The sequence below is a fragment of the Pseudomonas floridensis genome (genome assembly GCF_002087235.1).
Taxonomy (GTDB): domain Bacteria; phylum Pseudomonadota; class Gammaproteobacteria; order Pseudomonadales; family Pseudomonadaceae; genus Aquipseudomonas; species Aquipseudomonas floridensis.
This window is the reverse complement of the sequence record NZ_MUIO01000014.1, coordinates 34,451-58,937: the sequence shown is the minus strand read 5'-3', so window position 1 is coordinate 58,937 and position 24,487 is coordinate 34,451. Positions and strand designations below refer to the sequence as shown.

Below are 24,487 nucleotides of genomic sequence, written 5' to 3'. Positions count from 1 at the left end.
GCGCGTCATATGACGCGCCTGGTGACGCTCACTCAGGCAGGCAGCCAGAGCCTGCGGCAGCGCATGGGGCTCAAGCCTGCGCAGATGGAGGTGATCAATCACGGCAACATAGACATCGCGCCGATGCCATTGCCGCCCATGAAACCCCTGCGCCTGCTGTACTTCGGTTTCATCTATCGTGGCAAGGGCATCGAAGACCTGCTGGATGCACTGGCCAGCGTCTTCACGGAAAAACCGGCATTACGCACCACCGTGCGCCTGACCCTGGCGGGCGGCAGCGAGCCGGAAATGGCATTCGGTCCTTCCGGCAGCTATCTGGAGCAACTGCGTGTACGGATCCGCCAATTGGGGCTCACCGACCTGATCGACTGGCAGCTGGATCTGCCGGCCGAGCAGATCCCGCAGGTCATTCAGGCGCACCATGTGATGGTGTTGCCCTACCGCGAATCGAGCAAACTCAAGGTGCTCGGCAAATTGCGCGGCACCAGCGGCGCGTTGTCATGGGCCGTGGCCTGCGGTCGCGGGGTGATCACCTCCGATGCGCGATCCTTTGCCGAAGAAGTCTCTCATGGCAATGGCATGATCTACCCGCAAGGCGATGTCCAGGGGCTCGCCGACGCGCTGGTCAGCGTGTGCAGCCATCCGGAACGCATCGCGCAGTGGGCCGAAAAGGCTTCGCTGATGGGGCGCGCCCGGGTCTGGAGCCACACCGCCGAGCGATTCCAGTCAGTGTTCCGGCAAGCCTGCGAGGTGCGTTGAAATGTTGTGTCGTTCCACAGTCTGGCGGTCCGTTGCCGCCACAGTGCTCAGTGTCACACTGATCGGCACCAGCCATGCGGCTACGGTTCTGAAAGCGCCACGCCCGGTGGTCTGGCAGGACTTTCTGGGCGTCAACGTGCAGTTTCAGTATTTCGCGCCCGATATCTACCAGCAGCAGATGGCGCGCCTGGATGAACTGGGGCTGAACTGGGTGCGACTGACCATCCACTGGCCGGTCATCGAGCCGCAGAAGGACAAGTTCGCGCTGATGGAACTGGACGCGGCGATGGCGGCGATCAAGGCGCATCACTACAACACGCTGGCGTACATGGTAGGCTCGGCACCATTCGCCAGCAGCGCGCCGGCCGATGCGCCGAGCCGCGATCAGTACCCGCCCAAGGATTTCAATGTGTTCGCCGCGCGCATGGTGTCTCTGGCACAGCGCTATCCGCAGGTGAACAACTGGCAAGTGTGGAACGAGCCAAACATCGTGTGGCTGCCCAAGGAGGATCCGGCCGCCTATGGCCGTTTGCTGACCACCACCGCCGACGCGCTGCGCCAGGCGCTGCCGGAAAAAACCATCGTCACCGCCGGCATGGCGTATTACAGCCAGATGCACAGCACACCCGGCTACATGCTGCAGACCCTGCTGGATAGTGGCCTGGGCAAACAGAACATCGTGGCCGCCTACCATCCTTATTCCGAGTACCCGGAAGGCGACTCGGTCGCCGATCGGGATTTTCTGGTTCGGGCCAATGCCATGAATCAGTTGTTGCACAACAACGGCGTCAGTCAGGTGTGGGCTACCGAATGGGGCTGGTCGAGTTATGACGGCCCGGTGGAAATGCAGCGGCTGATCGGTTCCTCCGGTCAGGCCGACTACACCCTGCGGCGTCTGGCCCTGATGAGCGCCATGGACTTCCAGCGCATCTTCCTGTTCAACCTCAGCGACCTGGACGAACGGGCCTCGGCCCGCGATCAGGGTTACGGCCTGCTCGACCTGCAGGCCAACCCGAAACCGGCCTACAGCGCGCTGAAAAATTTCCTGAATGTGACCGGCCCGCGTCTTTCCCCTGCCGAGCCACCCGCCGTCAGCAAGGTCCCGGATGACCTGTACGCGGTGGCGTGGCGTCGCGAGGACGGCAAGCAGTTGCTGATGTTCTGGAGCGCCACCGGGAGCACCTTGAATTTTCCGGCCATCAATGACGCGATCGTGCATGACCCGCTGACCGGCAGCCGGATTCCGCTGTCCGCCACTCAGGGCATCACGCTGGCGCTCAAGCCGACCCTGCAAATTCTGGAATGGAAGCCCTGACCATGCGGATACTGTGGACACTCCCGTACCTGCCCTGGCCCACCACCAGCGGCGGCAAGACCCGCGAATATCACCTGTTGCGCAATCTGGCTGCCCGCGGCCATCGCATCACGCTGCTCGTGCAATCCAAGACCCCGCTGGATGACAGCTGCCGCTCCGCCCTGGAGCCTTGGCTGGAACGCCTTATCGTGATCGACCGGCGTCCGTTGCACAGTGTCAAGACGCTGCTGGCGGTAGCCTTCGCGTCACCGCCGATGCTGGCGAGCGTCAACGGCTACGCACCGAAACTGGAGACCGAGTTCGAAGCGTTGCTGCAGGAAGACTGGGACGTGATACAGCTTCAGCACACCTATGCGTTTCAACCGTTCGAGCGAGCGCTCAGACGTTCCGGCAAGCAGTTCGTGCTCACCGAACACAACGTCGAATCGGACCTGGGCGCGGCGAGTTACGAACGGATACCGCGCTGGGCCAGCGCGTTCACGGTGTACGACCGCTGGCGTTACCGCCGTTGGGAGAACCGCGTGTTCCGCCAGGCCGGTGAACTGGTCGCCGTGACCGAAGACGATGCCAAAGCATTGTCCCGGCTCAGTGGCCGGGCCACCTCATTCGTGGTCAACAGCGTCGATTGCGGCTACTACGCCAGCGTCCATGCCGACCGCTCAAGCCACCGCTTGCTGTTCATCGGCAACTACGAATACGGCCCCAACATCGATGCGATCGAATGGGCGCTGGACGAGATCATGCCCCAGGTATGGGCCCGCTCGCCCAACGTGCGTTTCGCCATCGGCGGTTTTGCCATGCCCCAGGTCTGGCGCGAGCGCTGGCCGGATCCACGCATCGAGTGGCTGGGGTTCGTGCCTGACCTGCGCGCCCTGCAGGCGACCGCAGCGATCTTCTTCGCCCCGTTGCGCCAGGGTGGCGGCTCGAAGCTCAAGACCCTCGAAGCGATGGCCGCAGGGCTGCCGATCGTTACCACCCAGCAAGGTGTTTCCGGGCTGGAGGTCGCCAATGGCGACCATTACCTGGGCAGCGAAGACGCTGCCGGGCTGGCGGGGTTGATCGTCGACAACATCGACAATGTTGTGCGGCTGGACAAGATCGGCGAGGCCGGACGCGTGTACGTCCGCTCCCGGCACGACTGGTCTGTCGCCGCCACCCAACTGGAAGTCATCTACACCCGACTTACGCTCCCAAGCAAGGATCGCGCTCATGCGTATAGGACTTGATTACCGCGCAGCAGCCGGTTACCCCGTTAGCGGCATCGGCCGTCAGAACTTCGCCCTCGAAGAAGCCTTTCGCGCTCACCCGGACGTTCAGTTGCAACTGTTCGGCGTGGCGCCTTACAACCACCCGATCCGGCGGCTGATCCACGCCCCGAACTGGGCCACGCCCTTGAATTCGGTGCACCGCATCCCTGACCGGCTGCGCTTCGAAGGCGTGTTTCTGCCGCGTGCGCTGCGCGATGCCGAGATCCAGATCTACTTCGCCAACATCAACATGGGGCTGCCGCTGGGTCGAAAACCGGCGGGCCTGCGCTACGTGCTGCAGTTGCACGACGTGTTTCAGATCACTCAGCAGAACAACCACGGCTCACGGCTCAAGGCGCGCGTCTATCGCCTGACCGATTACCTGTCGATTGCCTATTCCATCCAGGTCGCCGATCAGATCTGGCTGCCCTCGCAATACACCGCCAGTGAAGTGTTACGTCTGTTTCCCAAGGCACGCGACAAGATTCGCATCGTGCCGCTGCTGGTCGAGGGCTTCAAGGGCGAAGCGGCCGACATCGGTCATTTGAAATTGCCGGAGCGCTACTGGCTGTGCGTCGGCACGCGCGAACCGCGCAAGAACATGCGGTGGTTCGTCGATGCCTGGCAGACAGCGCGCATGCAGTTCGTCGACACGCCGGACCTGGTGCTGGTCGGCGGTGACGAGCCGTTGACCGAAGCGCAGCGTCAACTGCCCGGCCTGCATGTGCTCACCGGTCTTAGCGATGCCGAATTGCACGCGGTGTACCGCGATGCGGATCGCCTCTGGCAGCCCTCGTGGTGCGAAGGTTTCGGCCTGCCGGTGATCGAAGCCCTGAGTGTCGGTACCCGGGTTGCGGTTGCCACCGGTTCATCACTGGACGAGATCGCGCCGCCGGACAGCCCGCACTTCTCGCCGACCGACAGCGCCAACCTGATTCACCTGATGGGTACGCTGTCCAACGCCCCGCAAGAGGATCCCGCCGCGGCCAAAGCCTGGGCGGCCCGCTACAACCTGGAAGCCTTCTGCAAGCAGGTGCATGCCACGCTGGAGGAACTTCGCTGATGCCGATGGCCATGCCCATAGGACTGTTTTTCAGCCTGCTCTTCGGCGTGATGATCTGGATGCTGCCCATGCCGGTGGTGCTGCTGGCCGCCGTCGGTGCCGCGTCGGTCATCACCATCATCAGACGCCCGGTGCGCGGGTTGCTGCTGTTCTGCGTGATCGGCACGTTCATCCCCTACTCCACCGTACAGATTGGCGTGCGCACCACCGTGTCCGAAGCGCTGATCATGCTCACGTGGGGCAGCTACCTGCTGCAGGCGGTGATCCAGCAACAGGCCAGAATCCCGAAAATGCTGCGTACAGAGCGATTGCTGGTGGCGCTGATGATGTTCAGTGCGTTTCCGTTCCTGGTCGGCGAACTGACGGTAGTGGCCGAGGGCAATGGTCCGGTCAATTGGGTGCGCTGGCTGTTCAACCTGTCGATCCTGTTTCTGGTGCCGCGCCTGCTGACCGAGTTGCAGACGCTGGAGAAACTTGTCGTTGCCCTGCTCGGCGGCACGTTGATGCTGTTGTTGCTGTCGATTCCGGTCTACGTGATAAGCGGGTCGGCCACCGCGATCACGCCGATCCTGCGCGTCATGGGTTACAGCGGCGCCGACGTGCTGAGCGAAGCGCTGTTGTCGCTGTCCAGCCGGATGGGCTCGCCGTGGATGCACCCCAACGTGGCGGGCGGTGCGCTGGCCATGCTGCTGCCGCTGGCCTTCTGTTTCGGCATGACCCGCACCGGCTCGGCCCGCACGCTGGGCCTGACCGTTGCGGCACTGGGCGCCATCGGCCTGCTGCTGACTGGCTCGCGGGGCGCGCTGGTCAGCCTGGTGGTGGTGATGCTGTGGATGACCCGCCGCCGTATTCCGCATCTGGGCCGACTTCTGATGGGCGGCGCGGCGGCAGGCGTGGTGCTGATGATGTTTTACCCACCACTGCAGGATCGTCTGATGGGACTGTTTTCCGATGACGACACCAGCACCGCGATTCGCTTTCTGGAATACAGCCACTTCCCGGATGCCATGGCGACCTTCCCGTTTGGCATCGGGTTCAAGACCGATCCGCCGGTGCTGGGTTACACCGATTTCGGGATTTCCAACCTCTGGCTCAACTTCATCTACAAGATGGGCCTGCCCGGCATGCTGCTGTTCATCGCGATCACGATCAGTTGGTGGAAAGAAGTCCGCCCACCCAGCGGCCGCATCGTGCTGACCAGGGAAAACGCCATCAATCTGGGCTGCATGACCGGTGTGCTGGCCGCCCTGTGCAGCGGCCTGTTTGACCACTATTTCAGTTTTACCAGCGTACTGGTCGCGCTGTTCTGGCTGTTCATCGGCATCAGCCTGCATGAAAGCAGACGCCTGCGCGCCGCAGCGGCCAGACCGCATCCTTCCCCCGTCGTCCTACCCGAGCAGGGAGCCGTCCCATGAAACACCGCATGATGCATTCGCATAACCTGCGAGAAGCATTGCCCGATTACGCCCGCAAGATGGGTGTGCCGCTCGACGAGTTGCAAGCCACTTACCAGTGGATGCTGGACAACGAAGTGTGCTTCGAGACCCGCATCAAGGACACCACCCTGTCGTTCATCTGCTACCTGAACATCGAGCCGAGAATCGAGCCGCCACTGGCGCGGCGCTTTTATCGCCTGCTGGCCAGCGAAACCCTCGGCGCGTTGATTCCGCTGTACGGCATCAACTGGCCAACCTTGCGCGACCGCATGCTGCGCACCTGGGAGCAGGTGTACAACATGATCATCTGCAAAATCCCCAGCCACACCCTGCGTCTGCTGTGGCTGCGTATCGGCGGAGCGAAGATCGGCAAGGGCTCGACCGTGTGGCGCAACACCGAAGTGCTGGGCGTGGACAGCCTGCGCATCGGCGACGACACCACGGTGGGCTGGCATTGCCAACTGGACGCTCGAGGCGGCCTGGTGATCGGCGACCACGTCACCATCGCCTCCCACGTGCTGATCATCGCGGGTGGGCATGACTTGAACGAGCCCGAATTCTGGGCGGTCGGCGGTCCGGTGTTCGTCGGTGACTACGCCTGGATCTGTAGCCGGGCGCTGCTCTCGTTCGGTGCCAATATCGGCGAAGGTGCGGTGGTCGGCGGCAACAGCGTCGTATCCAAGCCCGTGCCGCCGTACGCCATCGTCAGCGGCCCGAACGCAGAAATCAAAGGCGAACGTGCTCGCAATCTCAACTACAAGGTGGGCGGCAAAGGCCTGTTCACCCTGTTTCACTGACAGAAGCGTACGCAATGCTGGGTTCGACACTGTGGCTGACCCTGGCCACCCTCACCGGACTGACCGCAGGCTTTGCCCGGGAATGGCTGCTGGTCGCGGCGTGGGACGCAGGCGGCCAGAGCGATGCATTTCTGGTCTCGATGTTCCTGCCCGAAGCGCTGCGCATGTCGCTGGCGGCGGGCCTGCTCAGCGCCGCCGCCCTGCCGCTCTATCAGCAGCGCTCGGCTGACGGCCAACGCCGCTGGCTGGGCGCGATGACGCCGCGGCTGGTGTTGATCGGCGTGCTGTTCAGCCTGCTGCTGACGGCAGGTGCCGGGCCGTTGGTGCGGCTGATCGGACCGGGGCTGGATGACGACGGCTACACACAGGCGGCCAGCGGTCTGCAGTGGCTGGCCTGGTCCGCGCCGGGCTTTGTGCTGCACGCTCTGTTCTGCGTGCCATTGCAGGCGCGCTCGCGTTTCGTGCTGGCCGGGCTGGGGTCGCTGTTGTTCAACCTGCCGCCGGTCATCTATCTTGCCGCCCTGAGTCACGCCGCTACGCCCACCGGACTGGCCAGCGCCTGCGTACTGGGCAGCGTGCTGATGCCGGGCGTGCTGTTGCCGAGTCTGCATCGCTCGGGCTGGCGGCCCTGGCAATGGCAGGCCGAACCCGGCGCCATGCGCGAACTGCTGCAGCGCATCGGTCCACTGTTGAGCAGCAACCTGGCCAGCCAGGGTCTGGCGTTGCTGGAACGAATGGTCGCGTCGTTGCTCGGTGAAGGCGCCGTGACTTGGGTGAATCTGGCACGCAAGCTGATCAACCTGCCGTTGATTGCCTTGATGAGCCTGAATCAGGTATTGCTGGGCTTGATGAGCGGCAGCGCCGGTGACCAGCGACTGGCCCTGCTGCGTCGTGGTCTGGGCAGCGCCACGCTGCTGACCCTTCCCGCCGTGGCAGGCCTGATCGGTGCGGCCGGTGCATTGGTGGTCCTGCTGTTGCCCAATCAGGCCCATGACGGCCCGCTGCCCGGCCTGCTCGCCTGGTTCGCGGTGCCACTGATGTTCGGTGCCTGGAATGCCTTGCTGGCACGTTACGCCTATGCCGCGGGTGACACGCGATTGCCGCTCAACTGCGAGCTGATCGGCAGCCTGTGCAATGCCGTGTTGCTGGCCCTGCTGCCGTGGCTGTTGGGCCTGACCGGCATCGCCGTCGCGGCGCTGGGCGGTGCACTGGTGACCGGTCTGTTGCTGATGCGCCGTCAAGCGTTGCTGGCCGTTGTGCCATGGCGCAGCCACTGGCTGCTGGCCGCCGGACTGATGACGTTGGCCGCACTGATGCTGCACCCGTTGCACAACAAGTGGCTGCAACTGGGGCTGAGCTGTGCATATGGCGCTGTGCTGCTGATCGGCATGGCACTCTGGTTGAAGCCTTGGCGCATGACTGATCAGTGAGCGAGCCGCACACCGCCTTCAGATCCGTTTTCATGGCTGCAGCAGCGACTGCCTGCACTGCTCGCTGAAGCGTTGCAGGCTGTTGGAAATGAACTTGTCGCGATGGCGAATCAGGAAAAACCGACGGGTCAAAGGCGGCAGCGGGCTGTTCAGCGCCGATAACTCCCCGCTCTTCAACAGGTCCGCCACCACCCGACGCGACAGGCAACTGATGCCGATCCCATGGGCCAGCGTGCGCTTGATCGCCTCGGAGCTGCCCATCTGGCGCATGTCCGCCAGGTCATGCAAATGACGCAGCAGCAAGTGTTCAACCTCTCCACGCGTGCCCGAACCCGGTTCGCGCAGCAGCCATTCGGCGTGTTGCAGATCGCTCAACGACACCTGTGCCTGAATGGCCAGCGGATGAGTCCGACCGGCGACAATCACCATCTCGTCCACCAGCCACGGCTCGGAAATCAGCTCAGGTAAATAACATGGCGCTTCGATCAGCCCCATGTCGATTTCGAAATGCGCGACCTTGCGAGCGATGAGGGCACTGTTGCCAATGTCCATGTCCACCCGCAACGACGGGGCCGACACACGCAGTGCGGCGATGATCGACGGCAGCACATAGTTGCCGATGGTGCTGCTGCAACCGATCTGCAACCGGGTATTCAGTGTGGCATCGGACAGCAGAAAGCTGTCCTCGATCTGCTGCGCGCTCTCGAGCATTTTCTTGGCCTGGGGCAACAGTGCGTGGCCGTTGTCATTCAGGACCAGGCGCTTGCCGACCCGATCGAACAGCCGGGTGCCCAGCGCGCTTTCCAGCTCGTTGAGCGCCGCGCTGGTCGCCGATTGCGAGAGCGAAACGGCAAGCCCCGCGCCAATGGTGCTGCCCTGCCGCGTGATGGCGTAGAAAATCTGCAACTGACGCAGGCTCAGTTTCAAGCGAAGTCTCCCAAATGACGTTGTTACCTGAAAAACAGGTAATTCGAACCCAGATTACCCGTTTAGAGAGTGATCGGCTTGCCCGTAGACTGATCCCGTCGTTTGAAGCAGTGATCGGGAGAACACATGAGCCGGCTTGCCACCGTCATCGAGGGAATCGCTCCCCTCGCCTCGCTATCGAGCCCGCGCGAAGCCGTCAGGCAATTCACGCCCAATTGGTTCGCGGTCATCATGGGCACCGGCGTCCTGTCTCTGGCGCTCGCGCAAGTGCCGGGCGACATCGCCTTGTTGCGCGATATGGGCGAAGCGCTGTGGTTCTTGAACGTCGGCCTGTTCATGCTGTTCAGCGCGATGTACGCCAGCCGCTGGCTACTGTTCTTCGACGAAGCCCGCCAGGTGTTCGGGCATTCCACGGTGTCGATGTTCTTCGGCACAATCCCCATGGGGCTGGCGACAATCATCAGCGGCTTGCTGGTCTTCGGACCGGAGCGCTGGGGCGACGCGGTGGTCCCGATCGCCGAAGCGTTATGGTGGCTGGATGTGGCAATGGCCATGGCCTGTGGCGTGTTGATTCCGTTCATGATGTTCACCCGCCAGGAACACAGCATCGAAAAGATGACCGCCGTGTGGCTGTTGCCGGTGGTGGCGGCCGAAGTTGCCGCAGCGTGTGGCGGCTCGCTCACGGCTCATCTGAGCGAGGCCTCTGCGCAGTTCACCGTGCTGATCACCAGCTACGTGTTGTGGGCGTATTCGGTACCAGTGGCGTTGAGCATTCTGGTGATTCTGCTGCTGCGCCTGGCGCTGCATAAATTGCCCCACGAAAGCATGGCGGCCTCGAGCTGGCTGGCGCTGGGGCCGATTGGTACCGGGGCGCTGGGCATGCTGGTGATGGGCGGCGACGCGGCGACGGTGTTTGCTGCTCACGGTCTGGCTTCGGTCGGCAATGTGGTGGCCGGCGTCGGGGTGATCGTCGGCACGCTGTTCTGGGGCTTGGGCCTGTGGTGGATGGCCCTGGCGACGCTGATCACCGTGCGTTACTTCAAGGCGGGTCTCGAGTTCAATCTGGGCTGGTGGGCGTTTACCTTTCCGCTCGGCGTCTACGCACTGGCCACACTCAAGCTGGGATCGACCCTGCGCCTTGGTTTTTTCGACACGTTCGGCATGGCGCTGGTCGCCCTGCTGGCGCTGATGTGGGGTCTGGTCGCAAGCCGAACCGTGGCAGGCGCATGGCGCGGTCACCTGTTCGTTTCGCCATGTATCGCCACCTGCCCGAACGGCGCTCGTTAAAGATCGATCTGCCGCGACACCGAGCACACGTGCTTGAGCACCTGACGCAACCAGCGATGCGCCGGGTCTTTTTCGAAGCGCGGGTGCCACGCCTGATTGACCGATACCGTTTCCAGCGCCAGCGGGATGGCAAAGGCGCGCATCTTCAGCCCCAGCTTCTTCATGCCCCACAGCACAGGTTCGGGTAGCGTAAGAATGAGGTCCGAATCGGCAGCGCCGAAAATGGCCGAATGGAAATGCGGCGTGATCAGCGCGATGCGCCGCTCCAATCCAAGTTCGGCCAGCGCCGGATCGATCGGACCACGGGCATGGCCTCTGCGCGACACGCTGACGTGATCGAAGGCAGCGAACCGCTCTGGCGTGATCGGCCCGTCGAAGATTGGATGCCCCTCCCGCGCCAGACCGCAGAACCGCGTGGTGAACAGGTTCTGCACCTTGATCTCCGGACCGAAATTGAGCCGCGAGGCGATGTGCAGGTCAATCTTGCCCTCGCGCAACGCGTCATCGTCGCCCGGACCTTCCGGCACGAAGCGCAACATGCAGCCAGGCGCTTCGAGGCGGATCGCCTCCAGCACGCGCGCGCCGAACGAGCCGAAGAAAACGCCATTGGAGCGCACGTTGAAGCAGCGTTCCAGGGTACTCATGTCGACTTCGTCGCGTACTTGAAACACTTGAGCGGCCTGTTCGACCAGTTCGCGCACCTGCGCCTGCATCGCCAAGGCCCGGGGCGTCGGGACCAGACCGCGCCCGGCGCGCACCAGCACTTCATCGCCGGTAGCCTCGCGGATGCGCGTCAATGTGCGGCTCATCGCTGCCGGGCTCAGGTGCATGCGCCGGGCAGCGCCCACCACGCTGCCTTCATCGAGCAACGCATCGAGGGCGATCAACAGATTAAGGTCTGGCAACTGCATAAGACTGTCCGTGGGCGATGTCGCGCCGATGATAACGCGAGTGGCGATCGGCGCCAGCGCCGGATCACTGCCCGCCGGGCGAATTCCTTGAACTTAACCCACCGCGCCAACGCCTGATTCAGATACCTTCAGCGCAGAGAGCTTTCATGCACACGTCACCCTTGACCACTAACCACGCTGCCCGCGATCAACGCATCGTCATCAATACCTATACCACCGTGCTGCGCAGAACAGGTGTGCCGCACGAACTGTTCGCCACCTACTGGCGCGATGTGCACGGCCCGCTATGCGCACGCCTCGACGGACTGGGCTGGTACGTTCAGCACCACCTGTCCCGCGAAAAAGACGCCCACCTGTGGCCGATCATCGAAGGTATCGAGCCGCTGCAGGGCTATGTGCTGGATGGCGGCGTTGAGATCGGTTTTCTGTCTGCCGAACACCAACAGCGGTTTCAGCAGGCCAGCTCGATTCTGTTCTCCGACGAGCAGAACATGTTCGAGCAAACCCTGGCGTACGATGTGCCGGACGGCTCCACCACGCTGATGGACCGCTTGCCCGACCCGTCCCCTAACGAAACATCGACGCTGGACCGTCTGCACCTGCACTTTCATCTGAACGGCAGCAACCTGACCGCCGCCCGCGAAGCCATCACCACACTGGCCGGTGAACTGGCCGGCCTCGACGCGGTGCTGAAGCTGCGCCTGCACCTCGCCGAACCCTACGACAACGAACAGCCCGCTCCGCCTGCCCCGGATGTCGCTCACTACGCCAGCGAGCAGCGCCTGAACATCGTGGTCATGGAGCTGGCGTTCGAATCGGCCTGGACCCGGCGCACCTGCTACGCCAGCGAACGGTTCAAGGCGATCACCCAAGGCCTTGGCGCGCATGTGAAGCACATCACCCCGTTCGGCGTCAGCGGCATCTACACCTACGTGCGTGATGGCGTCATGACCACCGCCGGCATTCGAGGCAGCAGGCAGGCTGAACTGATCCGTCGCCTGGGCGCGATCAACCAGACCCGGCCCGAAGTGGAGACGCTGTTTGGCGCCGCTTCCCCCGATGCACAACGGCCAGAGTGACAGGCAGGGCACAGGCTTTTATGCTGAGCGCCCTTTTTTCAGCCGACACCCGCGCGCATGAGTCCGCCCACATCATTGAGCGCCCGTCAGGTCTACCAGCAATTGAAAGAGGCGGCGCTGGGCATTCGCAGCCTGCGCCGCCTCGGTCCTGAGCTTGTATCGGGGCAAGTGCGGATCGAGATCGATGGCTGGCACCTGTCCCTGGAAATGGCAGGCAAGCGGATAACGGGATGTCAGCGCTGTACGGCTGCGGATGGGCAGCAGGGTTCGACTGAAAACTGGCCACGCACCGATCCGGTAAGCCTGCTCAGTGCGTGGGAGCAGGCGCAGATCGAACGGTTGCTGGACCAACCCGAGGCGTAAACAAATAGTGCTCACGCGCCGTGACACTGGACCTTCGAGCTGCCGGGCCTGGCAGCCCGCCGCGAAGACATCGACACCAATATCGATTTCGAGCTTGAACGCCATGCACGCGAATCGGGCAGCATGGTCGGCTTCAACCTGCAGGCACGCCGCCGTTACGTGACGTTCGCCTGCTCGAGCGAAGCGGCATGGCTGGGCGATTTCCGGGAACTGTCGGCCTCGATTGCCCGTATGGCAACGCTGGCGGACAGACGAAGCGCAGGTGCAGGAAGAAATCGAACGACTGCGTGACGCCTGGGGCTTGAATCAGCAGCTAAGCCTGAGCAAACACCCCGCGCCCCAACGCCAGCGCGGCATCGAGCGCGGCTGCCGGATCTTTGGTTTCGGAGTCCAGCAGCAGCGCTGACTGCACCACGGTGGCACCGCAGTAGCCGAAGATGCCGTGATCGATCTGGGTCTTCATGGCCTGATCGTAGCCGTGCCGGGCATAGGTGTCCGCATCGGCCCCGCCCACACCGATCAGGTGGACCTTCATGTGCCCGAGCTTTTTCACCAGACCCGCGCCGGGGTTGAAATCGAAGGCCCAGCCACTGATGAACACCCGGTCGATCCAGCCCTTCAAAAGTGCGGGCATTGACCACCAGTACACCGGGAACACCAGCACCAGCGCGTCGGCACGGTCGATTCTGGTTTGCTCGGCGAGCACGTCTTCGGGCGGCCGGGCCTGTTCGCAATGCACACTGTGGTCGGCTGCAGTGAACACTGGATTGAACCCTTCGGCGACCAGATCGACGATCTCGGCGTCGTGCGCCTCGCCTGTTTGCGAAATGCCCTCGGCAATCTGCCTGGCGACGCTCTGGCTGAGCGATTGTGGATCGTAATGAGCAACGATGATGAGCGCGTGCACGGCAACCCCTCCTGATGATCGATAGTGGGCGGTGTGTTATATCCCCCAACAGAGCAAAATAGCGGCTCCTGGCGGATTGCGCGTTATCTGACACCGGCCTGAAGACACAGACGGCTAAATTCTGCTCCACAGCGGTGATGACTTTGGCTAGACTCCATTGACTGCTGAAACGTTTAATCCAGTCCAGCACCCCATAATTCCAATAATTCAGAAGGACCACCGATCATGAAAACCCTTCCCCTGCTGGTGGGCCTAAGCGCCCTCGCCGCCGCCTCCAGTACTTTTGCCTGGGACTACGTTCTGCTCGACGCCGACAAAGCCGCGCAGAACCAGCAGATCACCAGTCAGCAACTGGGCGTCAAGACCGACAAACCCTTCACCATCACGATGCGCACCCTGCATGGCGGTCGCCAGGAAGGCGTGAGCGTCATCGATATCGACAACGGCACCATGAAGCTCTCGGTGGTGCCGACGCGTGGCATGAACGTGCTGCAGGCGTCAGTTGGTGATGTGCGCATGGGTTGGGATTCGCCGGTCAAGGAAGTGGTCAACCCGGCATTCATCGAACTCAATGGCCGCGGCGGGCTGGGCTGGCTGGAAGGGTTCAATGAATTGGTCACCCGATGCGGCTACGAATGGGTCGGCCATCCAGGCATGGACAATGGCGAACTGCTGACCCTGCACGGTCGCGCAGCCAATATCCCGGCCAGCAAAGTGACGCTGCACATCGATGAAAAACCGCCCTACGCGATTCGCCTGAAAGGTGAACTCAAAGAGCAGGCGTTCAAGAAAGTCGATTTCTCGGTGCAGACCGAACTGGTCACCGAGCCGGGCAGCGCGAGCTTCTCGCTCAACGACACGCTGACCAACAATGGCGACTATCCGAAGGAATATCAGGCGCTGTACCACAGCAATTTCAGTACGCCTTTCCTGGAACAGGGCGCCCGCTTCGAAGCGCCGGTCAAACAGGTGTCGCCGTTCAACGAGAAAGCCAAGGGTGATCTGGGCGACTGGCAGACCTACCGCGGGCCAACCCCGGACTATGACGAGACCGTTTACAACATCGTGCCGTATGGCGATGCCAAAGGCGACACCGTCACCGTGCTGCACAACAAGGCCGGAAGCCTGGGCGTGGCGGTAGGCTTCAATACCCAACAACTGCCGGTGTTCTCGCTGTGGAAAAACACCGACACCAAGGGTCAGGGCTACGTGACCGGTCTGGAGCCCGGCACCAGCTTTTCCTACAACCGCCGCTTCCAGCGTCCGCTGAAGCTGGTGCCGACCATCGCACCGAAAGAACAGCGTCAGTTCCAGATCAGCTACAGCCTGCTGGCCGACAAAGGCGCCGTCGACAAGGCACTCGGCCAGATCAAAACCATTCAGGCCGGCCGCGATACGGAAGTACGTCAGGAACCGCTGGTGGACCTGACCAAGGAGTAAGCGCGGCCGCGTGACAGGCTGACGCTCGCTGTCGCCCCCCAGACAAAGGCCGGATTTCCACGCCATCGCGTCGAATCCGGCCTTTTGCATTCAATGTGCAAGATTGCGCACAACACTTGACGCTTTCGTTTGTCTACACCCTCTCAATCCCTCAACGAAGAGCGCGACTATGAAAATCCTGATGGTTCTGACCTCACATGACCAACTGGGCGATACCGGCAAGAAAACCGGTTTCTGGCTCGAGGAATTTGCAGCGCCCTACTACGTTTTCAAGGACGCCGGTGCCGAGGTCACACTGGTATCGCCCGCAGGTGGCCAGCCACCACTGGACCCGAAAAGCGATGAACCGGACGCACAGACCGCTGAAACCCGACGCTTTCGCGAAGACTCGGCGGCCCAGCAGGCGCTGGCAACCACCGGTCGACTGGCGGACGTGAAGGCTGAAGATTTCGACGCCGTGTTCTATCCGGGCGGCCACGGTCCGCTGTGGGACCTTGCCGAAGATCCTAAGTCGATCGCCTTGATCGAAGCCTTTGCCAAAGCCGACAAGCCGCACGGCCTGGTCTGCCATGCGCCGGGCGTGCTGCGCAAGGTGCGCTCAGCCAATGGCGAGCCGCTGGTCAAGGGCCGCCGCGTGACCGGTTTCACCAACACCGAGGAAGAAGCCGTTGGCCTGACCGACGTGGTGCCGTTTCTGGTGGAAGACGTACTCAAGGAACTGGGCGGCGACTATTCCAAGACCGATGACTGGGGCGTCCATGTGCTGACCGACGGTAAGCTGGTTACCGGCCAGAACCCGGCCAGTTCCGCCCAGGCGGCCAAGGACCTGATCACGCTGCTGAGCTGATACGGCACCTACCCGGCGTCGCGCAATGCGACGGCCGGGTCGCTCGGATATAAATCGAATCTTGTGCGCGCCGCGCTGACCAATACAGGGAGAGTCCATTATCCTGGAGATTGGTCATGGCCCATGAATCAGAACGCGAAGACCTCGACCACAAGCCGGAAAACGCCGGCAAGGTCGGCGAGAAAAACAAGCAGCTCAACGAAAAAGGCGAACAGCCCAGACCTGCGACCGAGCCCGACCCGCAGAAAAACCGTTGATCAAAGCAGCCCCTGCTCCGCGCACACCTTGACGACCTGCTCACGAAGCCAGCCGTTGGCTTCGTCCTGATCAGCCTGGGCACTCCATACCATGTCCAGGCTGAAGCCATGCAGATCCGGCGGTAGTTCGTATACCGATATCCACGGTTCGTTGCACAGCAGCGTCTGGATACGCCTTGGCAGCACCAGAATGAAATCCGTCCCTTCCAGCAATTGCAACGCCGCCCGGTAGCTGTTGGCCCGCGCCACGATATGCCGCTCGCGGCCCTGACGCTGCAGCCAGCCGTCTACCATGTTGGTGTCGGACGTCCAGGGTGTCGGGTAGACGTGCTGGCGTCGAGTAAAAGTGTCCAGATCCATCAAGGCGCTCAGCGGCGCCGACTGACTGTCCATTACACAGACCAGATCATCTTCGAGCAGCACTTGGGCAATCAGGCTGTCGGGCACGCGATGAAAGCCTGGCCCGAAACACAGCGCCAGATCGAAACGCTCGTCGTTGAGCTGTTCGACAGGCAGTTGCCGGTCAAGCTTGTGCACACTGACAGCCACTGAAAAACCGCCCGCCGCAAAGCTGCGCAACAGATGCGGCAGCACCAGTAATTCGAAATACTCAGGGGCGCAGACTGTGAACGTGGTTTGCCCGTTGCTCGGGTTGAACAGCTTCAGCCCGTCGTGGCAGAGATTGACCTTGTGCAGGATCTGCTGCACGTGACTGTGCATGGCCATTGCCTTGCGCGTGGGACGCATGCCGTTGCGGGTGCTGATGAAGAGGTCGTCCTCGAAATTGGCCCGCAGCTTCTTGAGGCAATAACTGACTGTGGACTGACTGACATGCAGTGCTTCGGCTACCAGCGTCAGGTTGCGCTGATCGAAGACCGCCACGAAGACCATCAGGTCCTGCATGTCCAGCTTTCTGAGGGCATTACTGTTGAGCATCGAGTGATCTCGTCGGCACCGCGACCGGACAAATCAGGTCAGCCCCTGCAAGATAGCATCAAAATGCAATCATGCCGTCTTCCCCTCTGCGGTGTCTTGATGGGCCTCGCAATCATACAGATTGCGCGCATAGTGTTGCGGATCAAAACGCATCACCATCAGCAACATGATCACCACCAGCGCGATCAGCGCCCACCACGCACCCGCGAAGTTGCCGGACACGTCCCGGATCAATCCCGCCAAAAAAGGCGACAGACCGGCAATCAGATAACCCACGCCCTGCACGAATGCGGTAAGACTGCCAGCCTGTTGCGGGTCCTCGCAGTGATCCATGGCAACGATCAGGCTCATGGGGAACAGCCCGCCAATTCCCAGCCCCAGCAGACTGGCCCACAGCAGGCTCAACGAATTCGGCATCAGGGCCAGACCTGCGAAGCCGCCGATCATCAGTACCAGCAAGATCGCCAGGGCGAGGCGCTTGTCGCGGCTGCGGTTGGCCAGCGCCGGGGTCAACAGCCCCGACAGGACTTCCATCACGGTCAGAAAACCGAGCAGCAGCCCGGCGTGTTGCTCGCTCCAGCCATTCTCCAGGTAGTAAGGCGCCAGCCAGGCCAGTACGCAAGTGTAAGCGGCCGTGCCCAGACCGAAAAAGATACCCAGGGTCCAGGCTCTGGGCATCGTCGAAAGCCGCGACTCACGCGGCGTGCCGGATGACGTGACGCGCTGGAATGCGTGACGTTGGGCGATCCAGAAACACAAAGCCAGTACCGCCAGTGCCGCCCAGACCGCCAGCGCGAAACGCCAACTGCCGGTGCGCGCCAACACCAGCGGGCTGAACGCTGCGGCGATGGCTGCCCCGCCCATGATCGCCGTGACGTACAGCCCCATGCACAGTGAGACATGGGCTTTGAAGCGCGACTTGATCAACGCAGGCATCAGCGCCTGAATCATGGCGATGCCCAAGCCTGCCAGTACCGCACTGAGAATCAGCTCGGCGACCGAATCTAAAAACAAGCGGACCAGCGTGGCCAGGCCGATGAGCAGCAGTGACAGGGTGATGGTCCGGTGCGAACCGAGGCGTCGAGCGAGGCCCATGCCGACGAACATCGCCAGCCCCATGGTCATGACCGGCAACAGGGTCAGCAGCGAGGCCGCCGCGAAACCCAACGGTATATCCAGACGAATCGCCGACAAGAGCGGGCCAACCGCCGCCATGGACGGGCGCAGGTTCAACGCCACCAGCACAACGCCGACCATCAACCAAACACCCTGAACCGCCGACTCGCGTGCACCTTGCATATCATCACCTGACTGCCTTGAAGCGATGATTAGGCAGGTGTTGTTTCTGAGCGGCAAATCAGAATATGGGCGGCGCTATCGAAAAATCAGATCAGTCTTTCCCAATCGCAGTCACGCGTTCTGACGAGGGCAACTGCATGTGGCGCTATGGCCGTGCTGCTCGGATTCAAGCGCGGACACTTCATCGACGCCCATCCACCAGGTCATTCCCCGGCACGGATAATCCATGTAGAACGGCTGACCCATCATCGGTGTGGTAATGCTCACGTTCTGCTCCCAGGCCAGCGCCAGAATCCGGTCGAACGGTTCATACCAGGCGTGCATCGACAGGTCGAACGTACCATTGTGAATCGGCAACAGCCAGCGACCGCGCAAGTCCAGGTGCGCCTGCAGCGTTTCCTCTGGCTGCATGTGAACCTGCGGCCACTCGACGTTATAGGCACCGGTCTCCATCAGGGTCAGGTCAAACGGGCCGTACTGCTCGCCGATGATCTTGAAGCCGTCGAAATAACCGCTGTCGCCGCTGAAGAAGATCCGCTGCGACCCGTTGAGCATGACCCACGACGCCCACAGCGTCTGGTTGCTGTCGCGCAGGGTCCGTCCCGAAAAATGCTGTGACGGTGTGGCGACGAACTCGACCCCCGCCACCTCGGTGGACTGCCACCAGTCCAGTTGCCGCACTTTGTGCGCAGGCACGCCCCACTCGATCAGCGTATCGCCGACGCCCAATGGTGCGATGAAATGCTCGGTCTTGGCCATCAACGCCTTGATCGCCATGCGGTCCAGGTGGTCGTAATGATTGTGCGAGAGGATCACTGCGGTGATCGGTGGCAACTCTTCGAGGCTGATCGGCGGCTGATGGAACCGCTGCGGCCCCGCCCACTGCACTGGCGATGCGCGCTCGGCGAACACCGGATCGGTGAGCCAGAAACGGCCACGCAACTTGAGCAGAACGGTCGAATGCCCAAGGCGATACACCGTGTTGTCCGGCGCTGCGAGCAATTGCTGGCGTGACAGCGGCTGCACCGGCACTTCGCCCGCAGGCCGTGTGTGCCTGGGCTTGTTGAACGCCTGATCCCAGAACACGCCCAACGTTCGGACCAGGCTGAACGGCTTCATCGGCGCATGATTACGGTAACGCCCCTCGTGACGAGACAGGACGGGCAATGAAGAGGTTTCCGTTTTCCGGGGGGTGTTGGCCATGGTTTGCTGACTCCTGGGAGCAGGTTGGGCTTCAGCCGTACATACCTGTACGTTGATTGCGTTGCAGGATGTTGAACGCCAATACGAAACGTCTACTTAGCATCGGACACGGTGCCTAAAATGTGTAACAATGCATTACACTACACAGTGTAGTTTTAAGCTTGCATGATCTGTGACGACAAGTAAACTGCTGAGTGTAATTTTTCTCTAAACGTACGTTTGAAGTGAACCTATGACCGCTCCGATGCGCCTCACCGATCAGAAACGCGAAGCCATTGTTCTGGCAGCCATTGCCGAATTCGGTGACCGTGGCTTCGAGGTCACCAGCATGGATCGCATTGCCGCCCGCGCCGAGGTTTCCAAACGTACGGTCTACAACCATTTTCCCAGCAAGGAAGAGCTGTTCGCCGAAATCCTCCAGCGCCTGTGGAACTGCTCTCCTCCGCAATCGGAAGTGGTCTATCACGCCGATCTCGGTCTGCGCGAACAATTGCGCGAGTTGCTATGGGGCAAAATGCGCACGCTCAACGACAGCAGTTTTCTCGAACTGGTCCGCGTGGTGGTCGGGGCAACCATCCATTCCCCGGAGCGCGCGCAGGTCTGGATGGCCCGCATCAACGAGCGTGAAGAAACCTTCAGCGCCTGGATCCGTGCCGCACAGAAAGATGGCCGCCTGAAAGCCGTCGATCCGGGCTTTGCCGCGACGCAGATGCATGCCCTGCTCAAGTCTTTTGCATTCTGGCCCCAGGTGACCTTCAACGCCGGGCTGCTCAGCGCGGAAAAACAGAATGAAGTCGTGGAGTCGGCATTGAACCTGTTCCTGGGCTGGTACGAAAAGCCGACCACGTCCTGATCGGCATCCCAGCGCCCAAGGAGTCCGTGATGCATTACGACCTGCTGATTCGCGATGCCGAGGTGATCGACGGCAGCGACGCGCCCGGTTACCGGGCTGACGTGGCGGTCCATCACGGTCGTATCGTGCGCATCGGCGCGCTGTCTGACGCCTCTGCATCTGAAGAAATACGGGCCGGTGGTCGGGTGCTGGCGCCGGGGTTCATCGACGTCCACACCCACGATGACACCGTAGTGATCCGCAAGCCTGACATGCTGCCCAAGCTCAGCCAGGGTGTGACCACCGTCATCGTCGGCAATTGCGGCATCAGCGCTTCACCGGTCAGTCTGGCAGGTGATCCGCCAGACCCGATGAACCTGCTGGGCCCTGCCCGTGAGTTCGTCTACCCGCGCTTCGCCGATTACCGCAACGCCGTGCAACGCGCGCGACCTGCGGTGAATGTCGCCGCGCTGGTCGGACACACGGCGCTGCGCAGCAACCACATGCATGACCTGTTGCGCACGGCCACTGCACGCGAGATTCAGGCGATGCGCGAACAGCTGCGTGACAGCCTGGCGGACGGTGCGCTGGGCCTGTCCACCGGACTGGCCTACGCCTCAGCGTTCAATGCCGAAACGGATGAGGTCAAGCAATTGGCCGAAGAACTGACAGCGGTCGGCGCGGTATACACCACCCATCTGCGCAGCGAGTTCGAGCCGGTGCTGGAAGCAATGGAGGAAGCGTTCGGCATCGGCCGGCATGCAAAAGTGCCGGTGATCATCTCGCACCTCAAATGTGCCGGTGCCGGTAACTGGGGTCGCAGCCCGCAGCTGTTGGCCGCCTTGGAACAGGCTGCCGCAAACCATCCGGTGGGCTGCGATTGTTACCCTTATGCAGCCAGTTCCTCGACGCTGGACCTCAAGCAGGTGACGGATGCGTTTCGTATCACCATCACCTGGTCGACACCGCATCCGGATCAAGGAGGACGCGAACTGGCCGATATCGCCACCGACTGGAAGCTCTCTTTGCAAGAAACCGCACGTCGCCTGCAACCTGCGGGAGCGGTGTATTACGGGATGGACGAGGCCGACGTCGAACGCATTCTCAGCCATCCGCTGACCATGATCGGCTCGGACGGACTGCCGGAAGATCCGTTCCCGCATCCACGCTTATGGGGGGCATTTCCACGGGTGCTGGGGTATTTCAGTCGCGACCGCAACCTGTTCGAACTGCATACCGCCGTGCACAAGATGACTGGCCTTTCGGCTGCGCGCTTCGGCTTGCACCAGCGTGGCCTGGTGCGCGAAGGCTACTGGGCGGATCTGGTGCTGTTCGACCCGCTGCGAATCAAGGACATCGCCGATTTCAAGAACCCGCAGCGCGCCGCTGAAGGCATCGACGGCGTGTGGGTCAACGGGCGGTTGAGTTATGCGGACGGTCAGGTACAACCCGAACGATGGGGGCAGTTTCTGCCTCGTTCGGGTTCGCTGGCCGAGGGTTTCAAGCGCGGCTGAGCCAGACCGGGCTCAACCGGTGACCGTGCCCCGGCACTCGCCGAAACCGATCGACACCTGCCCCTCACGATGACAGCGTGCCCGCAGAATCACCTCGTCGCCCTGCTCCAGAAAGCGTCGTTCCTCGCCGTTAGGCAGGGTCACAGAATGTTTGCCGCCTTCGGTCATCTCCAGCAGGCTGCCGAACTGCCCTGCCTGAGGGCCCGACAAAGTGCCAGTGCCGAACAGGTCGCCCGGTTGCAATTTGCAGCCGTTGACGCTGTGGTGTGCGACCATCTGCGCCACCGTCCAGTACATGTTCAAAGAGTTGCTCAGGGCCAGACGATGCGCTGGAGCGCGGTCGGCTCTCATCTTTTCGGTCAGCAGCAAAACCTCCAGTTCGATGTCCAGCGCTCCGCCCTGCTGGTCGGCCTGATCGAGCAGATAAGGGAGCGGCTGCGGGTCGCCCGCAGGCCTCGCTGGCTGAGCACGACGAAACGGCTCAAGCGCTTCGGCGGTCACCACCCAGGGCGAAATCGTGGTGGCAAAACTCTTGGACAGGAAAGGCCCCAGTGGCTGATATTCCCAGGCTTGAATGTCACGCGCCGACCAGTCGTTGAGCAGGCAGAAACCGGCGATATGCTCACTGGCCCGGCCGATACCGATGGCTTCGCCCTGAGCGTTGCCGGGGCCGATCCATACGCCCAGTTCCAGCTCGTAATCCAGCCGTTTGCACGGACCGAAGCCCGGAACGTCCTGACCCGGCGCCAGGGTCTGACCGTTCGGACGCTTGACGGGCGTACCGGATGTGCACAGCGTCGACGCCCGGCCGTGATAGCCGATGGGCACGTACTTATAGTTGGGTAACAGTGGGTTGTCTGGACGGAACAGCTTGCCGACATTCAGCGCGTGATGAATCCCGACATAAAAATCGGTGTAATCGCCGACCCTGGCCGGCAAGTGCATACGGCATTCGCTCGCGGGCAGCAGCAAACCTTGAATGGCCTGCATGCGCAGATTGTCTTCATCCAGCAGGTGCAACAGCGCGGCACGCAGGGACCGGCGGGCGTCGGTGCCCAGCGCGAAGAAATCGTTGAGCTGGTCGCGGCTGGCAACATCGGCAATCTCGGCCGTCGCCTCCTCAAACAACCCCGCCTGTACCAAAGCGCGTAGATCAAGGATGAAATCGCCGATGGCAACCCCGCCTCGCGGGCCCGACCCGCCATCGCTGAACACCCCCAAGGGCAGGTTCTGCAACGGAAAATCGACATGACCGTTGGCGGACGCCACCCAGCTGCGGCGGTTCGAAGCGGTATTCATCAGGACAGTTCCTCGTTGAAAGTCTTGGCCATGCCGTTCCAGCAGGCGTCGTAATCCGCCTGCAGGCAGGAACACTCCAGCGCGTGACGGCTGGGCCTGAGCACCTTGCCGGTCTCGAACATGAACGCCATGGTGTTCTCGACCTTGTGGGGCTTGAGTTCGGCCGCCGTGGCTTTTTCGGCGGTGATATTGTCAGGACCGTGCGCGCTCATGCAGTTGTGCAACGACGACCCGCCCGGCATGAAACCCTCGGCCTTGGCGTCGTAGGCACCGTCGATCAGGCCCATGAACTCGTTCATCAGGTTGCGATGAAACCACGGCGGACGGAAGGTGTTTTCCGCGACCATCCAGCGCGGCGGAAAGATCACGAAGTCGACATTGGCCTGCCCATGAATGGCGCCGGGCGAGGTCAGCACCGTGAGAATCGACGGGTCCGGGTGATCGTAGCTCACGGTGCCCAGGGTGTTGAACAGGCGCAGGTCGTATTTGTAGGGAACATTGTTGCCGTGCCAGCCCACCACGTCGAACGGCGAATGGTCCAGCTGCGTGGCCCACAGTTCGCCGAGAAATTTCTGCACCAGTTGCACCGGCTCGTCACGCTCCTCGAACCAGGCCACCGGTGCCATGAAATCTCGCGGGTTGGCCAGCCCGTTACTGCCGATAGGCCCCAGTTCAGGCAGGCGCAATGCGCAGCCATGGTTTTCGCACACATAACCGCGGGCACTGGCGTCGAGCAACTGCACGCTGAATTTCAGGCCACGCGGCAGCACAGCGATTTCCTGCGGTTCGATGTCCAGCAACCCCAGTTCGGTGACCAGCCGCAACCGGCCCTGCTGCGGCACGATCAGCCATTCGCCGTCGGCGTTGAAGAAGGCGCGCTGCATGGACTGGTTGGCCACGTAGACATACACGCTGACCCCTTCGGCCTGCTCCGCGGACGAGGTGCTCGCGAGCGCAATGAGGCCGTCCAGAAAATCGGCAGGTTCGGCGGGGATGGCGAAGGCATTCCAGCGCAAGCGGTTGGGCGTGATCGGCCCCTGCTCGCGACCGGCGATCTGCCGCGCCATGCGCTGATACGCGGGATGGGCCGCCGACGGTTTGATGCGGTACAACCAGCTGCGTCGCGCCTCACTACGCGCCACGGTAAAGGCGGTGCCGGAAAATTGCTCGGCGTAGAGGCCCAGCGGATGTTTCTGCGGCGAGTTCTGCCCAACGGGCAACGCGTTGGGCAGCGCCTGGCTGCTGAACTGGTTACCGAAGCCCGACTGATAGGTCAGCGGCTCCTGAAGAAGGTGTGCAGACATGTCGACCTCTTGTTGTTATGGGTCACGCGACTGGA

At 62.1% G+C, this 24,487-nt stretch carries 22 protein-coding genes and 2 pseudogenes; 16 read left to right on the top strand and 8 right to left on the bottom strand.

The annotated features are described in order from the left end of the window. From BZK31_RS04985 to BZK31_RS04955, 7 genes and pseudogenes are all read left to right on the top strand, one after another. Window positions 1-759: glycosyltransferase (locus BZK31_RS04985; protein WP_157900702.1), on the top strand; the 759-nt coding region annotated here is incomplete at its 5' end. Window position 760: 1 nt separating this feature from the next. Continuing rightward, window positions 761-2,074, top strand: a complete 1,314-nt coding sequence (locus BZK31_RS04980; protein ID WP_083181689.1) for a cellulase family glycosylhydrolase — start codon at window positions 761-763, stop codon at window positions 2,072-2,074. Between the two features lie 2 nt (window positions 2,075-2,076). Beyond that, a pseudogene (locus BZK31_RS04975) lies at window positions 2,077-3,293 on the top strand (glycosyltransferase family 4 protein). Beyond that, on the top strand, window positions 3,284-4,384 hold the full coding sequence (locus tag BZK31_RS04970; protein ID WP_083181688.1) for a glycosyltransferase family 4 protein: 1,101 nt from the start codon (window positions 3,284-3,286) through the stop codon (window positions 4,382-4,384). The pseudogene BZK31_RS04975 and the gene BZK31_RS04970 overlap by 10 nt, the downstream one beginning before the upstream one ends. After that, window positions 4,384-5,799 carry an O-antigen ligase family protein gene (locus BZK31_RS04965; RefSeq protein ID WP_083181687.1) on the top strand — a complete coding sequence of 472 codons (1,416 nt, stop codon included), beginning with the start codon at window positions 4,384-4,386 and terminating at the stop codon, window positions 5,797-5,799. The genes BZK31_RS04970 and BZK31_RS04965 overlap by 1 nt, the downstream gene beginning before the upstream one ends. Further along, window positions 5,796-6,617 carry an acyltransferase gene (locus tag BZK31_RS04960; RefSeq protein ID WP_083181686.1) on the top strand — a complete coding sequence of 274 codons (822 nt, stop codon included), beginning with the start codon at window positions 5,796-5,798 and terminating at the stop codon, window positions 6,615-6,617. The genes BZK31_RS04965 and BZK31_RS04960 overlap by 4 nt, the downstream gene beginning before the upstream one ends. A 14-nt stretch (window positions 6,618-6,631) precedes the next feature. Then, complete coding sequence (locus tag BZK31_RS04955) at window positions 6,632-8,047, top strand: lipid II flippase MurJ (RefSeq protein ID WP_083181685.1); 1,416 nt, start codon at window positions 6,632-6,634, stop codon at window positions 8,045-8,047. Window positions 8,048-8,077: 30 nt separating this feature from the next. Here the strand turns inward: BZK31_RS04955 and BZK31_RS04950 are convergent, their stop codons facing one another. Further along, window positions 8,078-8,974 carry a LysR family transcriptional regulator gene (locus tag BZK31_RS04950; protein ID WP_083181684.1) on the bottom strand — a complete coding sequence of 299 codons (897 nt, stop codon included), beginning with the start codon at window positions 8,972-8,974 and terminating at the stop codon, window positions 8,078-8,080. A gap of 126 nt (window positions 8,975-9,100) precedes the next feature. On the opposite strand from BZK31_RS04950, the gene BZK31_RS04945 reads away from it, so the two are divergent. Beyond that, entirely contained in the window at window positions 9,101-10,261 is a 1,161-nt protein-coding gene (locus BZK31_RS04945; protein WP_083181683.1) for a TDT family transporter, read from the top strand. Here BZK31_RS04945 and BZK31_RS04940 read toward each other — a convergent pair. Then, a complete protein-coding gene (locus tag BZK31_RS04940) occupies window positions 10,258-11,172 on the bottom strand; it encodes a LysR family transcriptional regulator (protein ID WP_083181682.1) in 915 nt (304 codons plus the stop codon). The two genes, BZK31_RS04945 and BZK31_RS04940, sit on opposite strands and share 4 nt — an antisense overlap. 146 nt (window positions 11,173-11,318) lie before the next feature. Here BZK31_RS04940 and BZK31_RS04935 point away from each other — a divergent pair, with 146 nt between their 5' ends. The 3 genes and pseudogenes from BZK31_RS04935 to BZK31_RS29980 all read left to right on the top strand — a co-directional run. Then, entirely contained in the window at window positions 11,319-12,251 is a 933-nt protein-coding gene (locus BZK31_RS04935) for a hypothetical protein (RefSeq protein ID WP_083181681.1), read from the top strand. A 57-nt stretch (window positions 12,252-12,308) separates the two neighbouring features. Continuing rightward, window positions 12,309-12,614, top strand: a complete 306-nt coding sequence (locus BZK31_RS04930; RefSeq protein ID WP_083181680.1) for a DUF7693 family protein — start codon at window positions 12,309-12,311, stop codon at window positions 12,612-12,614. Window positions 12,615-12,641: 27 nt separating this feature from the next. Then, a pseudogene (locus tag BZK31_RS29980) lies at window positions 12,642-12,921 on the top strand (sigma 54-dependent transcriptional regulator); the annotation flags it as partial. 6 nt (window positions 12,922-12,927) lie between these two features. On the opposite strand, the gene BZK31_RS04920 reads toward BZK31_RS29980, so the two are convergent. Continuing rightward, window positions 12,928-13,521, bottom strand: coding sequence for an NAD(P)H-dependent oxidoreductase (locus BZK31_RS04920; RefSeq protein WP_083181679.1), 594 nt, complete (start codon window positions 13,519-13,521; stop codon window positions 12,928-12,930). A 225-nt stretch (window positions 13,522-13,746) separates the two neighbouring features. On the opposite strand from BZK31_RS04920, the gene BZK31_RS04915 reads away from it, so the two are divergent. From BZK31_RS04915 to BZK31_RS04905, 3 genes are all read left to right on the top strand, one after another. Then, complete coding sequence (locus tag BZK31_RS04915; RefSeq protein ID WP_083181678.1) at window positions 13,747-14,961, top strand: aldose 1-epimerase family protein; 1,215 nt, start codon at window positions 13,747-13,749, stop codon at window positions 14,959-14,961. A gap of 169 nt (window positions 14,962-15,130) precedes the next feature. Continuing rightward, window positions 15,131-15,808 carry a type 1 glutamine amidotransferase domain-containing protein gene (locus BZK31_RS04910; RefSeq protein WP_083181677.1) on the top strand — a complete coding sequence of 226 codons (678 nt, stop codon included), beginning with the start codon at window positions 15,131-15,133 and terminating at the stop codon, window positions 15,806-15,808. Window positions 15,809-15,924: 116 nt separating this feature from the next. Then, on the top strand, window positions 15,925-16,065 hold the full coding sequence (locus BZK31_RS04905; protein ID WP_083181676.1) for a hypothetical protein: 141 nt from the start codon (window positions 15,925-15,927) through the stop codon (window positions 16,063-16,065). Here BZK31_RS04905 and BZK31_RS04900 read toward each other — a convergent pair whose 3' ends face one another. From BZK31_RS04900 to BZK31_RS04890, 3 genes are all read right to left on the bottom strand, one after another. Beyond that, window positions 16,066-17,001, bottom strand: a complete 936-nt coding sequence (locus BZK31_RS04900; RefSeq protein WP_083181675.1) for a LysR family transcriptional regulator — start codon at window positions 16,999-17,001, stop codon at window positions 16,066-16,068. A gap of 69 nt (window positions 17,002-17,070) precedes the next feature. Next, window positions 17,071-18,300: a cyanate transporter gene (locus BZK31_RS04895; RefSeq protein WP_083181674.1), complete on the bottom strand. Its 1,230-nt coding sequence runs from the start codon at window positions 18,298-18,300 to the stop codon at window positions 17,071-17,073. 111 nt (window positions 18,301-18,411) lie between these two features. Further along, the gene (locus tag BZK31_RS04890; protein ID WP_083181673.1) at window positions 18,412-19,503 is read right to left on the bottom strand and encodes an MBL fold metallo-hydrolase; all 1,092 of its coding nucleotides are present in this window, start codon (window positions 19,501-19,503) and stop codon (window positions 18,412-18,414) included. A gap of 232 nt (window positions 19,504-19,735) precedes the next feature. Between BZK31_RS04890 and BZK31_RS04885 the strand changes: the two genes are divergently transcribed. Together BZK31_RS04885 and BZK31_RS04880 are read left to right on the top strand one after the other, a co-directional pair. Then, window positions 19,736-20,356 (top strand): TetR/AcrR family transcriptional regulator, encoded by a 621-nt coding sequence (locus tag BZK31_RS04885; RefSeq protein ID WP_083181672.1) that lies wholly within the window; start codon window positions 19,736-19,738, stop codon window positions 20,354-20,356. A gap of 29 nt (window positions 20,357-20,385) precedes the next feature. Beyond that, on the top strand, window positions 20,386-21,849 hold the full coding sequence (locus BZK31_RS04880) for an N-acyl-D-amino-acid deacylase family protein (protein ID WP_083181671.1): 1,464 nt from the start codon (window positions 20,386-20,388) through the stop codon (window positions 21,847-21,849). 12 nt (window positions 21,850-21,861) lie between these two features. Here the strand turns inward: BZK31_RS04880 and fahA are convergent, their stop codons facing one another. Both fahA and hmgA read right to left on the bottom strand, forming a co-directional pair. Then, a complete protein-coding gene (gene fahA, locus BZK31_RS04875; RefSeq protein ID WP_083181670.1) occupies window positions 21,862-23,148 on the bottom strand; it encodes a fumarylacetoacetase in 1,287 nt (428 codons plus the stop codon). Then, a complete protein-coding gene (gene hmgA / locus BZK31_RS04870) occupies window positions 23,148-24,452 on the bottom strand; it encodes a homogentisate 1,2-dioxygenase (protein WP_083181669.1) in 1,305 nt (434 codons plus the stop codon). Before hmgA ends, fahA begins: the two co-directional genes overlap by 1 nt. Window positions 24,453-24,487: the final 35 nt, after the last annotated feature.

Coding starts and splice junctions, on each gene's coding strand:
- BZK31_RS04980 (WP_083181689.1), top strand. CDS start 761: ATGTTGTGTCGTTCCACAGTCTGGCGGTCCGTTGCCGCCACAGTGCTC.
- BZK31_RS04970 (WP_083181688.1), top strand. CDS start 3,284: ATGCGTATAGGACTTGATTACCGCGCAGCAGCCGGTTACCCCGTTAGC.
- BZK31_RS04965 (WP_083181687.1), top strand. CDS start 4,384: ATGCCGATGGCCATGCCCATAGGACTGTTTTTCAGCCTGCTCTTCGGC.
- BZK31_RS04960 (WP_083181686.1), top strand. CDS start 5,796: ATGAAACACCGCATGATGCATTCGCATAACCTGCGAGAAGCATTGCCC.
- BZK31_RS04955 (WP_083181685.1), top strand. CDS start 6,632: ATGCTGGGTTCGACACTGTGGCTGACCCTGGCCACCCTCACCGGACTG.
- BZK31_RS04945 (WP_083181683.1), top strand. CDS start 9,101: ATGAGCCGGCTTGCCACCGTCATCGAGGGAATCGCTCCCCTCGCCTCG.
- BZK31_RS04940 (WP_083181682.1), bottom strand. CDS start 11,172: ATGCAGTTGCCAGACCTTAATCTGTTGATCGCCCTCGATGCGTTGCTC.
- BZK31_RS04935 (WP_083181681.1), top strand. CDS start 11,319: ATGCACACGTCACCCTTGACCACTAACCACGCTGCCCGCGATCAACGC.
- BZK31_RS04930 (WP_083181680.1), top strand. CDS start 12,309: ATGAGTCCGCCCACATCATTGAGCGCCCGTCAGGTCTACCAGCAATTG.
- BZK31_RS04915 (WP_083181678.1), top strand. CDS start 13,747: ATGAAAACCCTTCCCCTGCTGGTGGGCCTAAGCGCCCTCGCCGCCGCC.
- BZK31_RS04910 (WP_083181677.1), top strand. CDS start 15,131: ATGAAAATCCTGATGGTTCTGACCTCACATGACCAACTGGGCGATACC.
- BZK31_RS04905 (WP_083181676.1), top strand. CDS start 15,925: ATGGCCCATGAATCAGAACGCGAAGACCTCGACCACAAGCCGGAAAAC.
- BZK31_RS04900 (WP_083181675.1), bottom strand. CDS start 17,001: ATGCTCAACAGTAATGCCCTCAGAAAGCTGGACATGCAGGACCTGATG.
- BZK31_RS04895 (WP_083181674.1), bottom strand. CDS start 18,300: ATGCAAGGTGCACGCGAGTCGGCGGTTCAGGGTGTTTGGTTGATGGTC.
- BZK31_RS04890 (WP_083181673.1), bottom strand. CDS start 19,503: ATGGCCAACACCCCCCGGAAAACGGAAACCTCTTCATTGCCCGTCCTG.
- BZK31_RS04885 (WP_083181672.1), top strand. CDS start 19,736: ATGACCGCTCCGATGCGCCTCACCGATCAGAAACGCGAAGCCATTGTT.
- BZK31_RS04880 (WP_083181671.1), top strand. CDS start 20,386: ATGCATTACGACCTGCTGATTCGCGATGCCGAGGTGATCGACGGCAGC.
- fahA (WP_083181670.1), bottom strand. CDS start 23,148: ATGAATACCGCTTCGAACCGCCGCAGCTGGGTGGCGTCCGCCAACGGT.
- hmgA (WP_083181669.1), bottom strand. CDS start 24,452: ATGTCTGCACACCTTCTTCAGGAGCCGCTGACCTATCAGTCGGGCTTC.